This is a genomic window from Micromonospora sp. NPDC048040, from assembly GCF_055587185.1.
Genome location: NZ_JBVJGT010000046.1, coordinates 37,406 through 56,279, shown reverse-complemented (window position 1 = coordinate 56,279; position 18,874 = coordinate 37,406). Strand labels below are relative to the sequence as shown.

Here is an 18,874-nt window from a genome sequence, read left to right as displayed (position 1 = left end):
AACAAACCATAAAGGCTTGCCAGCCCGGGGTATCAAACAATTTGGCACTGGCTTATCAAGCACCCTGTTGAGTTCTCAAAGAACAACCACACACCGCCCGGAAACCCCACACCATGGGACCCCCGACCCGGGGCATTTCGCTCACATCCCCGCCGCTCTCGCGCCGGGCACTTTTACTACGTTACCCGCCGGTTTCCGCCGCGTCAAACCGCTCTACCGCGATCCACACCACTTCAACCCAATTTCCGGGCACCACAACCAAACCGGCTCCCACCGATTCCGATCACGGCTTCCGACAGACCGGCCGCCGCGGTCTCCCACGAACACGCCCGGTTCCCTGCCGGCGTCGAACCATACCCGGTCAGCTCCACCCCACCAAATCCGCCTCACGGCGAACCCGGGGCACCGCCCGGTCCCGGGTCCGAGGAGCACAACCCCTCGAACCGGAAGCTCATTCCCACGCTCCGGCCTCCAGGACTTTCGCCCCGTTTCGTCCGTTCCGCGCTGGCAGAGAGAAAGTTACGCCCCCGGCGGATTGATCGTCAAATCCGCCGGGGGCGTCGCCCGTCACACTCGCGCGGGCGTACGGCTAGTTGCGCAGCTCGACCCCGGCGAACGACCGCTTGCCGCGGCGCAGCACCAGGTACCGGCCGTGCAGCAGGTCCTCGGGGCTCACGGTGGCGTCGGCCTCGGTGACCCGGTTGTTGTTGACGTAGGCGCCGCCCTCGGCGATCACCCGGCGGGCCTCCTTCAGGCTCGGGACCAGCCCGGAATCGCGCAGGAGCCCGGCGACGTCGGGCAGCTCGTCGAGGTGGACGAGGCCGGCCTCGGTCAGCGCGGCGCGCAGCGTCGCCGGCGTGAGCTCCTCCAGCGAGCCCCGGCCGAAGAGCGCCTGGCTGGCGGCGACCACCTGCGCCATCTCCCGCTCGCCGTGCACGAGCGTGGTCAGCTCCTCGGCGAGCGCGCGCTGGGCCGCCCGGGCGGCCGGCCGCTCCGCCGTCTCCTTCTCCAGCGCCTCCAGTTCCTCCCGCGAACGGAAGCTGAAGTAGCGCAGGTAGCGGCTCACGTCCCGGTCCTCGACGTTGACCCAGAACTGGTAGAACGCGTACGGGCTGGTCAGCTCGGGGTCGAGCCAGATGGCGCCGCCCTCGGTCTTGCCGAACTTCGTCCCGTCCGACTTCGTGACCAGCGGGGTGGTGAACGCCTGCACCGGGCCGGCGCCGCGCCGGCGGATGTAGTCCACCCCGGCAGCGATGTTGCCCCACTGGTCGGAGCCGCCGAACTGGAGCTGGCAGCCGTGCCGGCGGTGCAGCTCGAAGAAGTCGTTGGCCTGGAGCAGCTGGTAGCTGAACTCGGTGAAGCTGATCCCGCTCTCCAGCCGCGCCTTGACCACCTCCCGGGCCAGCATCCTGTTGACCGGGAAGTGCTTGCCGACGTCGCGGAGGAACTCGACCACCGACATCTCGGCGGTCCAGTCGAGGTTGTTGACCAGTTGCGCGGCATTCTCGCCCTCGTACGAGACGAAGGGGGCGAGCTGGTCGCGGATCCGGGCCACCCAGCCGGCGACCACCTCGGGCGGGTTGAGGGTCCGCTCGGCGCTCTCCTTCGGGTCGCCGATCTGGCCGGTCGCGCCGCCGACGAGCAGCAGCGGCCGGTGCCCGGCGAGCTGGAGCCGACGGGCCGTGGTGACCTGCATGAGGTGGCCGACGTGCAGGCTCGGCGCGGTCGGGTCGAAACCCACGTAGTAGGTGGCGGCACTGCCGTCGAGCAGCGTACGCAGCTCGTCGAGGTTGGTGGAGTCCTGGATCAGGCCGCGCCACCGCAGGTCATCGGTCAGGGAGTCCCGCCCGGGCGGCGGGAGGCTGCTGTCGGTCACGGTCACCCATTCTCCCCCATGACCGGGCGCCTGCCGTAGCGGGTTTGCGCAGCGGGCGGCGGCGTAGGCTGGCGACGCCATGATCGGGAAGGGGAACGCCGTGGACATGCCGGATCTGACGGGCGGCTTCGTCGCCCTGCTCGGCCTCAAGTTCGACGAGGTCAGCGGGGACCGCGTGGTGATCCGCTGGCAGGTCCGCCCCGAGCTGCACCAGCCGTTCGGGATCCAGCACGGCGGCGTGTACTGCTCGGTGGTCGAGACCGCGGCCAGCGTCGGCGGGTCGGTGTGGCTGGGCGACCGGGGGCGGGTCGTCGGCGTGTCGAACCAGACCGACTTCCTGCGCGCGGTCCGCGACGGCGAGCTGACCGCCGTGGGCACCCCCGTACACCGGGGGCGCAGCCAGCAGCTCTGGCAGGTGGAGATCACCGACGCCGACGCCCAGCTCGTCGCCCGCGGCCAGGTGCGACTGCAGAACCTCTCCCCCGCCTGACCCGCACCCTGCCAGGGGCGCGGCGGCGACGCTCAGCCGCGGGCCTCGTCCAGCACCGGCTCCCCGGCGTCGTCGCGCGGCGGCCCGACCGGCCGGCGCACCCGGACGCCGGTGATCGCGCGGTGGTCGATGCGGGCCACCTCCAGCTCCCAGCCGTCCACCGTGACGCTCTCCCCCGCGACGGTGGGGATGTGGCCGAGGCAGGTGAGCACCAGGCCCGCGATGGTGGTGTAGTCGCCGCCGGGGCGGCCGGGCAGCTCGACCCCGACGTCGGTGAGGTCGTGCACCGGGAAGGTGCCGGGGAGCAGCATGACACCGTCCGGCTCGGTGCGCACGGCGCGCACGTCCCGGTCGGTCTCGTCGTAGATCTCCCCGACGATCTCCTCCAGGATGTCCTCGAGGGTGACGATCCCGTCGACCGCGCCCCGCTCGTCGACCACCAGGGCGATGTGCTGACGCTCGGCCTTGAACTGGCGCAGCGCGTCGACCACCGGCAGCGAGTCCGGCAGCAGCATCGGCGGGCGGGCGCACTCGTCGACCGGCCGGTCGTCGCGGACGCCGACGAGGTCGCGCAGGTGGATCACTCCGACCGCGTCGTCCAGGCCGCCGTGCCGGACCACCGGCGCCCGGGAGTGGCCCGTGGCGGCCAGCAGCAGCCGCGCGGCCTCCGCGGTGGTTCCGCTGTCGAGCGTGAAGACCTGCAACCGTGGTACGAGCACCGCCTTCAGTTGGCGGTCGGCGATCTCCACCGCCCCGGCGATGATCGTCCGCTGCTCCTTGGTGAAGCCGTGGTTGCCGGAGACGATCTCCCGCAGCTCGTCGGGGCCGATCTCGTCGGGCTCGTGCTCGGGGTTGAGCCCGACCAGGCGTACGACCAGGTCGCTGGTGGCGCCGAGGGCCCAGACGGCCGGCCGGGTGAGGGCCGCCAGCAGGTCCAGCGGGCGGGCCACCAGCAGCGCCCACCGCTCGGCGGCCTGCATGGCGATCCGCTTGGGGGCCAGCTCGCCGAAGACCAGGGTGACGAAGGTCAGCGCGAGGGTGACCACCACGATGGCGACGGTCTCCGCGGCGCCGCCCAGCGCGCCGAGCAGCGGTACCAGAGGCCTGGCCAGCGACACCGCCGCCGCGGCCGAGGCCAGGAAGCCGGCGAGGGTGATGCCGATCTGGATGGTGGCCAGGAAGCGGTTCGGGTCCTTGGCGAGGCGGGCCAGCACCCGGCCGGCGCGGCTGGTGCGTTCCAGCCGCTGGACCTGGCTGTCCCGCAGCGAGACCAGCGCCATCTCGCTGCCCGCGAAGACCGCGTTGAGGACGACCAGGACACCGACCAGGGCCAGTTGGCTCCAGATGCTCTGCACGCCTGGCTCTCCTCACGCGCCACCGGTGCCCGTCGCACGACCGGCACCGCCGGCCGAAGGACCCGGCCGGCGTAGGCCAGTCTGTGCCCACCGGGCCGGCCGGTGAATCCTCGCCCGGCCGGGGAGGCGGTCAGGCTCGCTCGGCGACCGGCGGGGCCGTCAGGTCGAGCACGTAGGAGCGGCCCTCGGGGCGGAAGCCGAGCCGGTGGTAGTAGGGGGCGACCATGCCGGGCGGGGTGACCACCCGGCGGAACCCCCGGTCGGTGAAGAGGCGGCTGCGCCGGTAGACGAACTCGCCCGGGGTGAAGTCCCGGAACCGCCGGGTGACGTAGTCGAGGTCGACCTGCGCCACGCCGTCTGGCTCGGCGTGCGACAGCACCACGCCGACCACCTCGTCGGCCCGCAGCACCAGGAAGGCGGAGCGCTCGGCGGAGGTGCCGGGCGGCCAGCGGAAGCCGGGGTTGAAGCGGGCGATGTCCGAGCCGTGGACGCGCAGCGTGTGGGCGAGGAACTGGTCGTCCACGCCGACCTCGACCACCTGGTAGGTCGCCTCGTCGTGGCGGGTGGCGAGCATGGCGCGCAGGTACCAGACGTTGATCACGGCCAGCACGACGTTCAGCCCGACCATCGGCCAGACCTGCACCGCGGCGTTGTAGCCGATCAGGATCAGACACCCGAGCAGGTTCAGGGCACGCAGCCGGAGGATGCGCGTCTGCAGCAGCGACCAGACCAGCAGCGCCGAGCCGGTCCAGCCGATGAGTTCCAGCCAGTCCACCCCGCGAGAGTAGTGGTCACCCGGGTCAGCCCGCGCGGTGGGCGCGGGGCCGGTTCAGCGGTCGGCGAGCTCCAGCACCCACTCCTCCACCTCGGCGCCGCGGCCGTTGGCGTACCCCTTGTCCTCGCCCGTGACGACGAAGCCGCACTTGCGCAGCACGGCGAGCGAGGCCCGGTTGTCCTTGGCGGCGCGGGCGTGCACGGGCCGCTGGGGCAGCTCGCGCAGCAGTGCGGCGAGCGCGGCGGTGGCGTAGCCCCGGCCCCAGCGGCGCGGGTCGATCCAGTAGCTGACCTCGGTCTTGTCGTCGACCGGGAAGGCGGTCACATGGCCGACCACCTCGTCGTCGACGACGACCGTGCGGGCGACGATCCGCTCGTCGGCGCGGACCCGGCGCCAGTGCGCGTCGAACCGCGCCCGGTCGGTCGGGTCCTCCGGGCCGAAGGCGGCCATCCAGTTGGCCTCGACGTCCTGCTCGTGGTCGAAGAAGCGGGGCAGGTCGTCGTCGCGTACGGGGCGCAGGCGCAGGTCGGCGGTCACGGGCCCGAGGATAGAGCCGGGCGGTGACATCGCGGACCTCGCGCCACGCCCATTCTCCCGCGTTCGCCAGATCCGGCCGCGCCCCCGATCACGCCCAGGGCGGACACGGACGCCCGGCGGCGCGCCGATTCGGGCACGCCGGGCCGGCGCCGCGCGGACAATGAGCGGATGACACGTGCGGTACGGGGCGCGCGGGCGGGCGGGACGCCCGTCGGCACGGCGGCGGGCGCGGCGTCGCTCGGAGCGCTTGCCGTGGGCGCGCTGGCCGTCGGGGCCCTCGCCGTCGGGGCGCTGGCCATCGGTCGGCTGGCGATCCGCCGGGCCGTCGTGCGGGAGTTGCGCATCGGCCGGTTGGAGATCGACGAACTGGTCGTGCGCGAGCGCCCCGCCGGCGACGGGTAACGGCCCGACGGTTACGCGCGGCTGTCGACCCGAGACGTGGTGAACTCCGCGCTGGCGTCGTCCATTCGCCCGGCGATCCCGTCAGCGCCCGCCAGCCGACGAGCCCGGTGGAGAGGTCGTCGGCGAACATCCGTGGTCCCGCCGTCTCCTCTCGCGGATCGTCACGGGACGGCTGTCGGGGCGGTTGCCAGGTCCCGGGCGGCGACCGCCCGCAGCCACTGCTGAGCCAGCAGGGCGTGACCCGGTTGTGTCAGGTGCACGCCGTCCGCCGTCCAGACCTGCTCGTCGGCTGTTCCGGCACCGAACAGGTGGTCCACCGTCACCAACGTCGCGTCGAAGTCGACGGCCAGTTTGCGCACCACGTCGGCCTTCGGCCCGAGGTCTTCGCGCCAGGCCCGCTGTCCGTCGTCGAGCGGGATGAGGAAGGGCTCGATCAGGATGACGGCGGCGTCGAGCTGCCGTCGGGTCAGGTCGAGGATGTGCCGGTAGTCGCGTTCGAACTCCTCGGCGGTGGTGGGATCGTCGGCACTGTACCGGCGCCAGGTGTCGTTGATGCCGATCAGCACCGACACCACCTGCGGCGCGAGCCGCAGGCAGTCGTCGTCCCACCTGGCGCGCAGGTCGCGGACGCGATCGCCGCTGACGCCCCGGTTGAGGAAGGTGACGGCGTGCTGCGGGTGCCGGGCGGTGAACCAGGCCGAGGACATCATGGCGTATCCGCCACCGAGGTCGTCGGACCGCTCGCGGTTGCGTCCCGCGTCGGTGATGCTGTCGCCGATGAACAGCACCCGTCCGCCGGGTGGGATCTCTTTTGTCATCACGGGCCTCCATTGCGTCGCGTCGGTGCCGGAGCCGGGCAGGGCGATCGTACGCGTGCCCGGCTGGGAGGTCGCCTGGTCGGGATCGGGGTAGGGGCGGCTCGACTCCGGGTGCACCGCCCGCATCGGGGTGGCGTCGTCGCGGGTGCGGTCGACGGCGCGGAACGGTTCGCCTGGAACGACGCCGACGAGGGCGATGAACTGGCCGCCGTACGGAGGATCTTCGCCCGGTACGGATGACTGGGACCTCGAGAGCGCCGGGCACCCCGCTCCGCTGTCGCCGCGACATCACGCCTGGTTGTCTCCTCGGTGGTGGTCTCTCCGCGACTGGTCTTCTCTCCGCTTCGCCAGGATGACGAGTGCGCCCGAGACGACGCCTGCGAAGCATCCACCAGCAGTGGCTGGTGGCGCTCGACCGGGTCGACATCGAGCAGTCGCTGGCCGCGTTGCGGGCGTTGGTGGCGGGAGTCGTGCCGGCAACCGGGACATGACCGACCGTCGCGCCGGCTACGGCTTCCTCGCGGTGCGCTGAAATCCCCGCCGGACCCGGTGGTCGACGGCCCGTGCCGGTCCTCGTACTGCCACCCACCCCGAGCGGTCCCACGGTCAGGCGCGCGCCGGCGGGCAGGGCCTGTGCAGCCAGGCCGACGTGCCCACCCGGCGCACCGCGTCGCAATCCGCGTGTCAGGAGACCCGCAAGTGCGAGAAACGTCCGGACGTGCCGAGGTGGGCGGTGTTCGAGCGGGTACGGGAGCCGTGCTCGTCGAGGCGGTCAGTCGGGGCGAATTCCGGTCAGGATCTGCATGGCGTGGCGCTCCCTGGCCGCGAGTTCGGTGAGGAGTGCCGAGGCTCGGGTCAGGTGGTCCGGGTCGCCGGTCTCTCCGGCGGCCGTGATGTGGTGGGAGACCTCGGTCCATGACGGGGCGATCTCGGCGTACCGCCGGTGACCGAGGCGGACGGTGTCGTCGTCGACGATCGTGGCGCATTCGGCGAGGAAGTCGCGGTACATGGCGCGAAACAGGGCGCCGCCGGTCCCGCCGCGTTCCATCAGCGTTGCGGCCAGCGGGAGGTCGCGGGACGGGTCGCGGGAGCGGTCGAGCCACCGCGCCACCTGTCGGGCCGCCTTGTCGATGCCGCGATGGCCGAGGTTGGCGATGGGTGGGTTGAGGAAGGCGTGCGCGTTGTTGCGGATGGCCGCCCGGATGGCGTGGCCCAGATCGGGCCGGCCGGTGGGGCTGGCGATCGTGTAGGAGAGGTTGCGGGCGGTCATCGGTCCGCGTTCGTTGCGGGCCCGTTCCAAGCTCGTCAGCGTGGTCGTCACGCTGCCGCCCTGCTGGGCGGTGTCGATCAGGTAGGCGTGGGTGTCGTCGTAGCCGTACATCGCGGCGAAGTGGGCCCCGAAGTGGACTTTCGTGCTGAAGTAGTCCAGGTGGTAGGAGTCGAGTTGCAGGCCGACCGGGCGTCCGGCGGTGAGGGCGGCGGCCACGTTCTGCCAGGCCTTACGGGGCGAGGCGGTCTCCTGGATGTGCAGCGTCAGGCCCAGCCGGTCGGCCACGGTTCGGGTGATCGTGGTCGGCTTGGTGCGTCCGCCGAGGAACGGAAAGTCCATGCTCTTGGCATCCCAGTAGACGAAGCCCAGACCCTCGCCGAGGCCGAACAGCATGGGCTCGGACAGGTCGACGCCCTCGTGGCGCAGCAGGGCACCGAGCGTGGTGGTCTCGCAGTGCTGACCGGCGGGGAACGCCACGTTCTCGATGATCATTCGGTCTCCTGATCTGCTGGTCGGGACGGGCCGGACGGGGGTCGGACCGGCCAGGCGATCTCCGTGCGGAGCGCGGCCGTGGGTGTGCCGGGTGCGGGCGATACGAGGTAGCGCTCCTCGGCTGGGCCCGCCAGCGCCCGGTCGTGCTCGGCGATCCAGCGTCCCAGCGACCGGTAGGCGGTATCGATGGCGTCGTAGCCACCCTCGTGGACGGTCGCGGCGAGCAGGCAGCCCGGCAGTTCCCCGGGCGCAATCGTCGCGGTCGGCCGGGGCGGGCGCGCCACCGGCGCGAACAGTTCCACCTCCAACTCCGCCGCGTCGAGGTCGTCGCTGAGGTGTCGGGTCCCGACCGGCCCTGCCGGGGCGATCCCCTGCGCGGCGAGGCCGGCGAAGAGCCGCGCGAACCCGGGCGCCAGCGCCTCGGCCAGCCCGCTCAGCGGGGTACGCACCAGCGTGCGGGCGGTGGGCTGGGCATCGCGCCACCGTTCGTACACGTGTAGCCAGCCCGGCATGCGTCCCGGCTCGGCCAGCACGGCCCCCAACCGCCCGGCGATCTCGTCGAGCCGGGCCGCCCGCGCGGCCACGCGTTCCCGGTGCCGCTCGACAACGGCGCGGGTCTGGTCCGGGGTTTCGGCCGCCAGGATCTCGGCGATCTCGGGCAACGGCACCTCCAGCTCCCGCAGCCGCCGGACCAGCCCCGCTCTGGGGAACTGGTCGACGCTGTACCGGCGGTAGCCGGTATCCGGATCGACCGACGCCGGGACGAGCAGACCCAGCCGGTCATAGTTGCGCAGCACTCGAACGGACAACCGGGTCGCTCGCGCGAACACCCCGATCGGCAGCAACCCTGTCACCGACGCCTCCAACAGCCTCGACCCTCCCCCTGGGAGAGGGTCAACCCCGGCCCGGCCCCTGCCGCACCGACCACGGAACGAATCATCATGGAACGGGTCCGGCCGGCCACGTACCCGGCGTGCCTCGCGGGCCGCGCGCCCGACAGCTCGACGTCATGTGGGCTGGACCGGTCGGCACGGGTCCGCACAACGTGCGTTGCCGGCGGGCAACGACCCTCCGGCTCCGCGAACAGCGACGCGTACCGCCTTTTCGGGGACAGGGGTGACGCCGGAGCGCGTGCCGTCCGGCGTCAGGCGCGGCGGCTGGCCCAGCTCGGTGCCCAGACCTCGGCCGGAGTGGCCGGCCGCGCGGCCGTCAGGTGCTGGCGGAGTGCGGTGAGGGTGGGGTGCGGGTTGCCCGCGAGGCACACGAACGAGTGCGGGTAGACCGGCGTGGGGCCGTGCGGCGGGATGCGACGCAGGTCGTGGGTGGTTGGCCAGATGTACCGGTCGCCGCTGCCCACGAGGGTGGCCAGGTCGGCGGAGTCGGCGATCGCGTCGAGCAGCGCCTCGGTGCCGAAGTTCGGGCCGATCGCGTCGATCCGAAGGTCGAACGCGTCGGTGAGCTCGTCGTAGTAGGCGGCCCACTCGGTGCCCCGCTTGATGCCCGGAATCCAGATGCGGTGCCCGGCCAGGTCAGCCGGGGTCAGGGAACGAGCGGCGGCAAGCGGGTGGGCGGGGCCGACGAGCAGTTGCAGCGGGTCGTCCAGGGCCCGCTCGACCAGGATGCCGTCGGGTAGCTCGCGGACCGGTATCGGTACGGCCCGGAAGGTCGCGTCGATCTCCCTGGCGCGGACGGCCTCGATGGCCGTCTCGACGTTGGCGTTCGAAAGCGTGACGACGTCGAGCTCGGTCCCCGGGTGTGCCCGGTAGAAGCGCTGCATCGTCACGGCCGGGGCGATGCGTCGGTTGAGGACGTCGACGCGCAGCGCGCGTTCGCCCGGCCGGACCGAGGCGGCGGCCCGTTCGGCAGCTCGGAGCAGTTCGCGGGAGTGCGGGAGGAATGCCTGCCCGTCGAGGGTGAGCTGGGCGCCACGGGCGGTGCGGGTGAAGAGGGTGACTCCGAGGCGGCGTTCGAGGTTGGCCACGCGCTTGGAGACAGCCTGCTGCGTGATCTCCAGGTCGATGGCCGCTTCCTGGAACTGTCCGGCGTCGGCGACGGCGACGAAGGTGCGCACGGCCTCGATGTCCACGCCCAGATCGTACGGCTGCACAAACGCTGGTTGTGGCTCGCCAGCGCGTTTGTTGTTGGATTCCTGGTAACCCGAGCTGGTCGAATCGTCGCCGTCAACGATTGGTTGTGACTGGAGGGGCAGCGTGGGGCAACGTCTGGGGCGTTCGTTCGGGTGGTTGTGGTCGGCGTTCGCGGCCAGCACCATGGGTACCTGGTTGGGGTTCGGGGCGTTCCCGCTGATCGCGATCCAGGTGCTCGGCATCGGTCCGGCCGCGGTCTCCGCGTTGGCCGCGGCGGGGCTGGCGGTGGGTGCGGTGCTGGCGCTTCCCCTCGGCCCCTGGGTCGAGCGGCAGCGCAAGAAGCCGGTCATGATCGCCGCGGACGTCGTCCGCTTCGCGGCCCTGCTGAGCATCCCGATCGCCTTCGCGTTCGGGCTGTTGACCTACACCCAGCTGCTGATGGTCTCCGTGATCGGGGCGGCCGGGAACATCGCGTTCGTCTCCGCGAGCGGTGCCTATCTGAAGTCGCTCGTGGGTCCCGACCAGCTGCTGGCCGCCAACGGGCGTTTCGAGTCGACCACCTGGACGGCCACCGCCGTGGGGCCGACCCTGGGCGGGGCGGCCATCAGTCTCATCGGGCCGGTTGTCACCCTGATCGCCAACGCGGTCGGGTTCCTGTTGTCCGCGCTCGGGATCGGCATGATCCGGGAGCGGGAGGCGCGCCCGGCGCGCGGGACGGCCACCCGGCTACGCGGTGCGGACCTGTCGGAGGGGTGGCGGTTCATCCTCGCCGACCGTGAACTGCGCGCGCTCTTCCTGAACACCGTGACCGTCAACGCGCTGATCATGGCAACCGAACCGCTGCTGGCCGTGCTGCTCCTCGGCGACCTGAGCTGGGCGGCCTGGCAGTACGGCCTGGCGTTCGGGCTTCCGTGCGTCGGCGGATTCGTCGGCGCCCAGCTCGCCCCGCGTCTGCAAGCCCGCTACGGGCGCCGCCGGATCCTGCTCGTCTCGGGGGCGCTGCGCGCGTTGTGGCCGATCGGCCTGTTCTTCGTGATGCCCGGCGCGGCCGGCGTGGTCCTGGTGATCGCGGTCGAACTGGGGCTGATCACCTGCATCGGCCTGTTCAACCCGCTGTTCGCCACCGAGCGACTCGATCGGGTGCCGGCTGACCGGGTCGGCCGCGTGCTGGTCGCGTGGAACATCACGGGCACCGGGGCGATCGCGGTGCTCACCGCGCTGTGGGGCGTTCTGGCCGGGGCCACCGACGTACGCCTCGCGATCGGTGTCGCCGGCGTGCTGCTCCTGGCCACTCCGTTCCTGCTCCCGCGCCGCTCCGGCACGCAGTCGCCGGCCACCGGGCCTGCGCGGCCGGTCGTCAGCGCTGCTCGATGACCGGGCCGGGTCCGATCCCGGCCGGACAGGCTCTGGCCCGTCCTCCCGGCTGTTCTGCGGTGGCCGGGCCACGACCCGCCGGCGAGGCGTCAGACGTACCGACGCCGTGCTCACCGTCAGCGCAGCCGCCGGGCGGTGAACCTGGTCGGCGGCTCGGCGATCGCGTCCTGGGCTGCGATCAGCTGGATCTCCCGGGTGCCCGCCGCGAGGGTGGCCTCGAGTACGGCGAAGACGGAGGCGATGGTGCGTTCCAGTGCCGTCGCGGGCGAGCCCGTCGTCCGCAGATGCGCGAGGTACAGCGCCGCGGTGACGTCACCGCCGCCGTTCGGGCTGATCGGCAGCAGCGGCGTGGTCACGGCCCAGGCGCCCTCGTCCGAGACGGCCACCACCTCCAGCGACCCCTCCGGCACGTCGCCGTGGAGCACGCTGGTGACCAGGACGTGCCGCGGCCCCGTCTCGCGCACCACGTCGACCGCCTCCAGCAACTCCGTCAGCGAGTTCGTCGTACGGCCGGCGAGGAAGTCCAGCTCGAAGTGATTCGGGGTGATGATGTCCGCACGCGGGACGACGACGTCCCGCATGAACTCCGGGATGCCGGGCCGGACGAACATCCCGCGGCCGGCGTCGCCCATCACGGGGTCGCAGCAGTACACGGCGTCCGCGTTGGCCGCCTTGACCATGTCCACCGCGTCGAGGATCACCGCGCCCATCGCCGGGTCACCCTGGTAGCCCGACAACACCGCGTCGGCGCTGCCGAGGACCCCGCGGTCCGCGATGCCCGCGATCACCTCGGCCACGTCGGCCGGCGCCAGCAGCGGCCCCCGCCACGCGCCGTACCCGGTGTGGTTGGAGAAATGGACCGTCAGTACCGGCCAGACCTCGTGCCCGAGCCGCTGAAGGGGAAAGGCCGCCGCCGAGTTGCCGACGTAGCCGTAGGCGACCGAAGACTGGATGGACAGGATCTTCACCGGCTCATCATGCCGGTTCCCGCCGGTGCCACACGTACTGCCCACCGTTTCTGTCGGGTGACCCACTCCGGGCCCTGGCGCGACGGCAGGACCACTGGCGGGGGCTTCCACCACCGGAGACCGTTGGAGCCGTGCACAGCGACCCGCAGCTCGCAGCCGCCATCCGGAACCTGTTGGCCACCTCGGCAAGCTGACCGAAGGTGGGATCCGGCGGGCCGGCGGCGACCGCGTTCGACGCAGCGGTTAGTCTGCGCTTGTGCGGGAGGCGATGTCCTGGAGCAACCTCGATGGCTGACGCCGACGACGTCCGTCGCCTGGCACTGGCACTGCCTCACGTGGTCGAAGTCGACAGTGACGGCTTCGACTTCCGGGTGGCCGACAAGGGGTTCGTCTGGTCCTACCCGGAGCGCAGACCCGGTGCGCCGCGCCTCATCCGCACCGACGTCGCGGTGCTGTACGTCGGCGACGAAGCGGAGAAGCAGGCGTTGCTCCTCGGCGAGCCCGAGGTCTTCTTCACCACGCCCGCGTACGACGGGCTGCCCCTGGTCATGCTGCGGCTGGCGCAGGTGACCGTCGATCGCCTGGCGGAACTCGTCACCGACGCGTGGCGCATGCGTGCCCCGGAACCGCTCGTCGGCGACCTCGACGACGACTCGGATCCGGCGAGCCGGGACCTGGGCAGAGCCGACCAGGAGGCCAGGTAGCACTCACCCGGCGCCGCGGTCGCGTCGTCGTCATCTGGCGGCCTGCCGCCGGATCAGCCGTCGCTCGCAGGGCGGGCCACGCCGCCGACGATCGTGGCGAGCAGCCGGGGTTCCGCCTGCGGTGGCGGGCCGTCGGGTCCGCGGACGAGCACGAGGTCGGCTCGGGCCCCCACGGCGACGACTCCCCGGTCGGGTGATCCGAGCAGCCGGGACGGCACGGTCGACGCCATCGACCACACCTCCGCGAGACCGAAGCTGGTCTGCCGCAGCGCCCACCGGACGCAGTCGAACAGCGAACGGCCGCTGCCGGCCAGCAACTCGGTGCCGGTCAGGCTGAGCCGGCCGTCGGCGTCCACGGTGACCGAGCCGCCGACCGGGGTGCGGTACTCGCCGGGCGGGCAGCCGGCGAGGGCCGCCGAATCGCTGACCAGGACCGAGCGTTCGACGCCCTTCGCCCGCACCATGGCGGTGAACGTGTCAGCGGGGAGGTGGTGGCCGTCGGCGATGAAGCTCGCCGTCAGGGCCTCCTCCGCCAGCTGCGCCCACAGGTGGTTGGGATGCCGCGGCAGGACGGTGTGCGACCCGTTCCCGAGGTGGGTGGAGAGCCGTGCTCCCGCGTGGACCGCCGCCCGCACCTGCTCCGGTGTCGCGGCGGTGTGTCCCAGGCCGACGACGATCCCGGCCTCGGTGGCGGCGCGGACGTACCGCGTCGCGCCGGGCCGTTCGGGCGCCAGCGTGACGAGGCGTACCAGGCCCGGGGCGACGTCGAGCCACTGCGTGAGTTCCCGCGGGTCCGGGTCGCGGACGTGCCGCCGGTCGTGCGCGCCGCGGGGGCCGTCCGCGTCGGCCAGGTAGGGGCCTTCGACGTGTACGCCGACGACGACGTCGGCGACCAGGGGGTCGCTCGCGCGGGCGGCGGCTATCACGTCGAGCGTGGAGAGGATCTTCTCCTGGCTGGCCGTGATGATCGTGGGGCAGTACGACGTGACGCCCCGGCGACACAGCGACCGGGTCAACTCGGCCACGGTGGCGACCGACACGTCGTCGGCGTTGACGTCCGCGCCGGCGAATCCGTTGACCTGCAGGTCCACCAGCCCGGGAAGGATCGTGGGCTGGTCCGGCGTCGGCTCGGTCTCCTCGATGGCCGAGATGCGGTCGCCGGAGATCCGCAGCCGCACGGGGCGGCCGTCGGCGAGCCGGCCCTCGACGCGCGTCTGCTGCCCCGCTGGGGTCACGTCAGCTCGTCCAGGCCGCTCGCGGCTGCCGCGTCGGCGTGCACCGACACCGACCGGTGCGTCCGGAGCGCGCTCGCGGGGCAGGCCGGGCCGATGGGTCCGGTTAGGGCGAGCCTCAGCGCGGCCGCCTTGTGCCGGCCGTGCACGGTGACGACGATCGAGTTCGCGCTCAGCAGCGTCGGCACGGTCAGGGTGACCGCCTGGGCCGGCACGTCCTCCAGTCGGGCGAACAACCCCTCGTCGACCTGCTGTTGACGCGAGACCGGGTCGAGTTCGACCACCCGCACGGCGGCCGGGTCGTCGAAGCGGGCGACGTCGGGCTCGTTGAAGGCGATGTGTCCGTTCACGCCGATGCCCATGCAGGTGAGGTCGATCGGGCCCTGCGCCAGCAGCGTGGCGTAGCGGACGGCCTCGGTGACAGGGTCCGCTTCGGGCCGCAGTCGCGTGAACGACCCGAGCCCGGCGACCGACAACCGCTCCTGCAACCACTGCCCGAATGCCTGGGGATGCGTCTGCGGAAGTCCCACGTACTCGTCCATGTGGAAGGCGTGCACCCGGGACCAGTCGATCGAGGCATCGCGTACCAGCGCCGCGAGCATCTCCTGCTGCGAGGGCGCCGCCGCCAGCACGATCCGGGCGCTGCCACGGGACGCGATCGCGCCACGGATGACGTCTGCGGCGACGCGTGCGGCGCCGGCGCCGGCGCCGGCCGGATCCGCTGTCACGTGCAGGGTCACGTCGTCCGCACTCAGCCCCGCCGGCACGCCCATTCCGTCTCCTCAGGCTCTGCAATCGGTTGCACAGACCCTAACGACGAAGCTTCGGCGGGTCAACAGGTTGCGGCAGCGGTCAGGCGGCGGGACCGGTCGAGGCGCGGAGGGTGAGCTCGCCGTCGAGGCGGATCTCCTCGGTCGGCTCACCCGAGCCGCAACGCTGCAGCAGCTCCACGGCCACGTGCCCCAGCCGCTGCACCGGGGCCGTCACGGTCGTCAGGCGGGGCGTGACGGTACGCGCCAGCAGCACGTCGTCGCAGCCGATCACGCTGCGCTCCTCCGGCACCCGCACCCCGGCGTCGGCGAGCCCCGCCAGGACGCCACACGCCATCAGGTCGTCGAACGCGAAGGTGGCGGTGCAATCGGTCTCCAGCAGGGCCCTCGCCGCCGCCAGCCCGCCCTCGAAGGACGCCGCGAAGGGCCCGAGGTCGACCAGCGTGACGTCGGACCGGACCGCCCACGCGTGGATCGCGTCGGCCCGCTGGCGTGCCGCCCACGAGGCGGAGGGGCCGCGCATCATGGCGACCCTGCGGTGACCCAACTGCTCCAGGTGCCGGCCGGCGGCCTGTAGGGCGCGCGTGTTGTCGCAGGTCACGCCCGGCAATCCCCGGATCCGCCGGTTGATGACGACGCACGGCAGGTCGTTCACCTTGTCCTTGAGCCCGGACGAGGACCGGGGCGACGCCAGCAGCAGGCCGTCGACCTGGCCGGCGAGGTGACGGATGAGCTGGGGCTCCGCGGCGGCCCTCTCCTCCGTGTCGACGAGCAGCACGGAGGAGTCCAGCTTGTCGGCCGCCTGCTGGATGGCCCGGACCAGGGGCGGGAAGAAGGGGTTGGTGATGTCCGGGACGAGCAGTCCGATCAGGCCCGTCCGCCCGGTCACCAGGCCGCGCGCGGCCTTGTTGGGCTGATAGCCCACCTCGCGGGCCGCGGCGTGGATGCGTTCCCGGAGCTCGGCGTTCACCACGTGCGGCCGGCTGAAGGCACGCGAGACGGTCGACGCGGACACGCCACACGCCTCTGCGATCGAGTAGATCGTCGGCCGCTTCATTCGGTCCTCCTGTTTCGGGTGTCGCCGCGCTCGCTGAATGTGAAGCGTGCCGCTACTCTAGCCACCGACACGGTATGCAAGCGATTGCACCAGGAGGGGTCGGATGACGTCTGAGGCCCGGAGCCAACTCGAGAACGTGATCCTGCCCTTCTGGCTGCGCCACGGCGTCGACGAGCGGCGGGGCGGCTTCCACACCTGCTTCGACAACCGCGGTCGCCATCTCGTCTCCACCGACAAGTTCACCTGGTCGCAGGGGCGGTTCGTGTGGCTGCTCGCGCGAGCGGCCCGGCTGGCCACGGACGGCCTGCTGGACGTCGACGCCGACCGCCTGGTGGCACTGGCCGAACGCGGCGCCCGGTTCCTCGCCGACCATGTGGTCCGGCCCGACGGCACCTGCCACTTCGTGGTCACCGCGGACGGCGCCCCCACCCACGGTCCGGCCGGCGAGACGCACAGCGTCTACGCGGACTGCTTCGTCGTGATGGGACTGGCCGAACTGGCCCGCACGACCGGGTCGACGGCGTGGCTGGAGCTCGCCGAGCCGCTGCTGTCCCGGGCGACCGCGGACATCCGGGCGAACCGCGCGGCGACGCCGCCGTACGCCGTCCCCGACGGGCATGTCGCCTTCGGCCCCCGGATGATCCTGCTCAACACCCGCCTGGAACACGCGCGGGCCCTGCTCCACCTCGACCGGACGACCTCGGACACGCTGGCCGACCTCGCCGCCGACCGCGACGCCATGCTCCGCCACCGCACGCCCGACGGCACCTTCCGGGAGATGATTCCCGACCTGCCCGACGACACCACCCTCGTCGCCCGGCACCGGGTCCCCGGCCACGCCCTCGAAGGCGTCTGGGTCGCCCTGGAGGCGGGTGACCTTGTCGGCGAGAGTGACGAGGTCACCGACGCCGAACTGCTGACCAGCATCGAGGCCCTCTGCGCCTCGGCCTGGGACAGCCGGCACGGTGGGCTCTTCCGCTACGTCGACGCCGAGGGCGCCACGGAGCCGCGCGGCACCGGGGGTGACACGCCCTACGAGAGGCTGGTCCGGTCGACCTGGAGCACGAAGCTGTGGTGGGTGCACACCGAGGCGGCGTACACGACGGCGCTGGCCGCACGCCGCTACGGCGACCGCGACGCCGGGCGGTGGGCGGAGCTGATCTGGGACTACACCCTCAGGACGTTCCCCGGCCGGGACGAGGGCGAGGAGTGGGTCCAGATCCGCGACCGCGGCGGACGCCCGCTGGACCAGGTCGTGGCGTTGCCGGTCAAGGACCCCTTCCACATCGCCCGGAACCTCATGCAACTGGTCGAACTCGGTGCCGAGGTGCCCGTTGACAGCCACCGCTGACACCGACATCACCGTCCGCGACGCCCGGGTCCGCTTCCGGAAGATCGACCTGGACCAGCCGTTCATGATCAGCGGTCGCGCCATCACCTGGTTCACCCTCGCCCTGGTCGACGTGGTCGCCACGAACCGCCGCGGCGAGACCGCGACCGGCCGGGGCGCCTCGGTGCTCTCCGTCCCGTGGTCCTGGCCGACGTCGCGGCTGGACGTCAGAGGACGGGACGCCGCCCTGCGCCGCCTCACCGAGCGGTTCGCGCACGCCGCGCTGGGCGGTGAGCCGGCCGACCCCGTCGGCGCCTGGCTCCGGCTGCACGCGACGGTGGCCGACACCGGTGCCGCCGTCGAGGACGCCCCGGCGCCGGAGCCGATACCCCGGCTGGCGGAGCTGCTGTGCCTCGGCGCGGTCGACAACGCCCTGCACGACGCGTGGGCACGGGCGGCGGGCCGCCCGGCGCACACCATGTACACCAGGGACCACCTCGCCCACGACCTCGCGTGCGTGGATCCGACGTTGGCCGGCCGGTACCCGGGTGAGTTCCTGGCCGCACCGCGCCGGCGGCTGCCGGTCCAGCACGTGGTCGGCACCTCCGACCCGCTGCGGCCCGGCGACGCCGGCGGCGGGCGGTCGCTCGAGGAGTGGCTGCGCCGCGACGGCGTACGCCATGTAAAGATCAAGGTGGCGGGTCGCGATCCCGACGCCGACGCGCGGCGGATCGCGGACGTGCATCGGGTGGCATCGGCCCGGGCGGCCGACGTGGCGCTGTCGGTGGACCCCAACGAGGGCTACCCCGGGCCGGGGGCACTCGGGGCGATGCTGGACGCCCTCGCGGCGACGGCACCCGACGCCTTCCGGGCGGTGGCCTTCGTCGAGCAGCCCTGGCCCCGGGGCAGCAGCCCGGATCCGGTCGCCGTGCGGGAGCAGAGCCGGCGCAGGCCCGTACTGATGGACGAGAGCCTGCACGACCCGGCGCAACTTCGGCACGTGCGGAGCGACGGCTGGTCGGGAGTCGTGGTGAAGGCCGGCAAGGGCCAGACGCCCGCCCTGCTCACGTACGCCTTCGCCCGCGCCCACGGGCTCTTCGTGACGATGCAGGACCTCACGGCGGTGGACGCGGCCCTCGCCCACTCGGCCCGCCTGGCGAGCGTGTTCGACCTCTCCGCCCCGCATCTGGAGTACAACAGCCGCCAGTACGCGCCGACCGGCAACCGCGACCTCGCCACTCGGCAGCCGTCCCTGGTCACCGTCGACGACGGCGTGGTCGTCCTCGACGAACCAGCGGCCGGCATCTACTGACGCCGCACCGACCGCGATCCCGAGG

General features: G+C 72.5%; 20 protein-coding genes. 8 read left to right on the top strand and 12 right to left on the bottom strand.

Features of this window, described 5'->3' with window-relative positions:
• Window positions 1-589: 589 nt before the first annotated feature.
• Entirely contained in the window at window positions 590-1,876 is a 1,287-nt protein-coding gene (gene tyrS / locus ACZ6O2_RS28885; RefSeq protein WP_350710018.1) for a tyrosine--tRNA ligase, read from the bottom strand.
• A gap of 79 nt (window positions 1,877-1,955) precedes the next feature.
• On the opposite strand from tyrS, the gene ACZ6O2_RS28880 reads away from it, so the two are divergent.
• Window positions 1,956-2,366, top strand: a complete 411-nt coding sequence (locus ACZ6O2_RS28880; protein WP_350709852.1) for a PaaI family thioesterase — start codon at window positions 1,956-1,958, stop codon at window positions 2,364-2,366.
• 32 nt (window positions 2,367-2,398) lie between these two features.
• On the opposite strand, the gene ACZ6O2_RS28875 is transcribed toward ACZ6O2_RS28880, so the two are convergent.
• The 3 genes from ACZ6O2_RS28875 to ACZ6O2_RS28865 form a co-directional block, all read right to left on the bottom strand.
• Window positions 2,399-3,721: a hemolysin family protein gene (locus ACZ6O2_RS28875; protein ID WP_466025049.1), complete on the bottom strand. Its 1,323-nt coding sequence runs from the start codon at window positions 3,719-3,721 to the stop codon at window positions 2,399-2,401.
• 130 nt (window positions 3,722-3,851) lie between these two features.
• Complete coding sequence (locus ACZ6O2_RS28870; RefSeq protein WP_350709856.1) at window positions 3,852-4,496, bottom strand: hypothetical protein; 645 nt, start codon at window positions 4,494-4,496, stop codon at window positions 3,852-3,854.
• A 54-nt stretch (window positions 4,497-4,550) separates the two neighbouring features.
• The gene (locus tag ACZ6O2_RS28865; protein ID WP_466025048.1) at window positions 4,551-5,033 is read right to left on the bottom strand and encodes a GNAT family N-acetyltransferase; all 483 of its coding nucleotides are present in this window, start codon (window positions 5,031-5,033) and stop codon (window positions 4,551-4,553) included.
• 168 nt (window positions 5,034-5,201) lie between these two features.
• On the opposite strand from ACZ6O2_RS28865, the gene ACZ6O2_RS28860 reads away from it, so the two are divergent.
• Entirely contained in the window at window positions 5,202-5,435 is a 234-nt protein-coding gene (locus ACZ6O2_RS28860; protein ID WP_350709859.1) for a hypothetical protein, read from the top strand.
• Between the two features lie 161 nt (window positions 5,436-5,596).
• Here the strand turns inward: ACZ6O2_RS28860 and ACZ6O2_RS28855 are convergent, their stop codons facing one another.
• A complete protein-coding gene (locus tag ACZ6O2_RS28855; RefSeq protein WP_466025047.1) occupies window positions 5,597-6,253 on the bottom strand; it encodes an SGNH/GDSL hydrolase family protein in 657 nt (218 codons plus the stop codon).
• Window positions 6,254-6,364: 111 nt separating this feature from the next.
• On the opposite strand from ACZ6O2_RS28855, the gene ACZ6O2_RS28850 reads away from it, so the two are divergent.
• Entirely contained in the window at window positions 6,365-6,493 is a 129-nt protein-coding gene (locus tag ACZ6O2_RS28850) for a hypothetical protein (RefSeq protein WP_466025046.1), read from the top strand.
• A 119-nt stretch (window positions 6,494-6,612) separates the two neighbouring features.
• On the top strand, window positions 6,613-6,744 hold the full coding sequence (locus ACZ6O2_RS28845) for a hypothetical protein (protein WP_350709862.1): 132 nt from the start codon (window positions 6,613-6,615) through the stop codon (window positions 6,742-6,744).
• Window positions 6,745-7,025: 281 nt separating this feature from the next.
• Here the strand turns inward: ACZ6O2_RS28845 and ACZ6O2_RS28840 are convergent, their stop codons facing one another.
• The 3 genes from ACZ6O2_RS28840 to ACZ6O2_RS28830 form a co-directional block, all read right to left on the bottom strand.
• Window positions 7,026-8,015, bottom strand: a complete 990-nt coding sequence (locus ACZ6O2_RS28840; RefSeq protein ID WP_466025045.1) for a BtrH N-terminal domain-containing protein — start codon at window positions 8,013-8,015, stop codon at window positions 7,026-7,028.
• On the bottom strand, window positions 8,012-8,869 hold the full coding sequence (locus tag ACZ6O2_RS28835; RefSeq protein ID WP_350709866.1) for a MerR family transcriptional regulator: 858 nt from the start codon (window positions 8,867-8,869) through the stop codon (window positions 8,012-8,014). Before ACZ6O2_RS28835 ends, ACZ6O2_RS28840 begins: the two co-directional genes overlap by 4 nt.
• 290 nt (window positions 8,870-9,159) lie before the next feature.
• A complete protein-coding gene (locus tag ACZ6O2_RS28830; protein WP_466025044.1) occupies window positions 9,160-10,101 on the bottom strand; it encodes a LysR family transcriptional regulator in 942 nt (313 codons plus the stop codon).
• Between the two features lie 124 nt (window positions 10,102-10,225).
• Between ACZ6O2_RS28830 and ACZ6O2_RS28825 the strand changes: the two genes are divergently transcribed.
• Entirely contained in the window at window positions 10,226-11,476 is a 1,251-nt protein-coding gene (locus tag ACZ6O2_RS28825; RefSeq protein ID WP_466025043.1) for an MFS transporter, read from the top strand.
• Between the two features lie 116 nt (window positions 11,477-11,592).
• Here the strand turns inward: ACZ6O2_RS28825 and pdxY are convergent, their stop codons facing one another.
• Entirely contained in the window at window positions 11,593-12,444 is an 852-nt protein-coding gene (gene pdxY, locus ACZ6O2_RS28820) for a pyridoxal kinase PdxY (protein ID WP_466025042.1), read from the bottom strand.
• Between the two features lie 287 nt (window positions 12,445-12,731).
• Between pdxY and ACZ6O2_RS28815 the strand changes: the two genes are divergently transcribed.
• Window positions 12,732-13,148, top strand: a complete 417-nt coding sequence (locus tag ACZ6O2_RS28815; protein WP_466025041.1) for an MmcQ/YjbR family DNA-binding protein — start codon at window positions 12,732-12,734, stop codon at window positions 13,146-13,148.
• A 53-nt stretch (window positions 13,149-13,201) separates the two neighbouring features.
• Here the strand turns inward: ACZ6O2_RS28815 and ACZ6O2_RS28810 are convergent, their stop codons facing one another.
• The 3 genes from ACZ6O2_RS28810 to ACZ6O2_RS28800 form a co-directional block, all read right to left on the bottom strand.
• Window positions 13,202-14,383, bottom strand: a complete 1,182-nt coding sequence (locus ACZ6O2_RS28810; RefSeq protein WP_466025040.1) for an N-acetylglucosamine-6-phosphate deacetylase — start codon at window positions 14,381-14,383, stop codon at window positions 13,202-13,204.
• Window positions 14,380-15,153, bottom strand: coding sequence for a 6-phosphogluconolactonase (locus tag ACZ6O2_RS28805; protein WP_466025039.1), 774 nt, complete (start codon window positions 15,151-15,153; stop codon window positions 14,380-14,382). Before ACZ6O2_RS28805 ends, ACZ6O2_RS28810 begins: the two co-directional genes overlap by 4 nt.
• A gap of 79 nt (window positions 15,154-15,232) precedes the next feature.
• Window positions 15,233-16,207, bottom strand: a complete 975-nt coding sequence (locus ACZ6O2_RS28800; protein ID WP_466025038.1) for a LacI family DNA-binding transcriptional regulator — start codon at window positions 16,205-16,207, stop codon at window positions 15,233-15,235.
• A gap of 103 nt (window positions 16,208-16,310) precedes the next feature.
• Between ACZ6O2_RS28800 and ACZ6O2_RS28795 the strand changes: the two genes are divergently transcribed.
• Window positions 16,311-17,558 (top strand): AGE family epimerase/isomerase, encoded by a 1,248-nt coding sequence (locus ACZ6O2_RS28795; protein WP_466025037.1) that lies wholly within the window; start codon window positions 16,311-16,313, stop codon window positions 17,556-17,558.
• A complete protein-coding gene (locus ACZ6O2_RS28790) occupies window positions 17,542-18,849 on the top strand; it encodes an enolase C-terminal domain-like protein (RefSeq protein ID WP_466025036.1) in 1,308 nt (435 codons plus the stop codon). Before ACZ6O2_RS28795 ends, ACZ6O2_RS28790 begins: the two co-directional genes overlap by 17 nt.
• The last annotated feature ends 25 nt before the right edge of the window (window positions 18,850-18,874 follow it).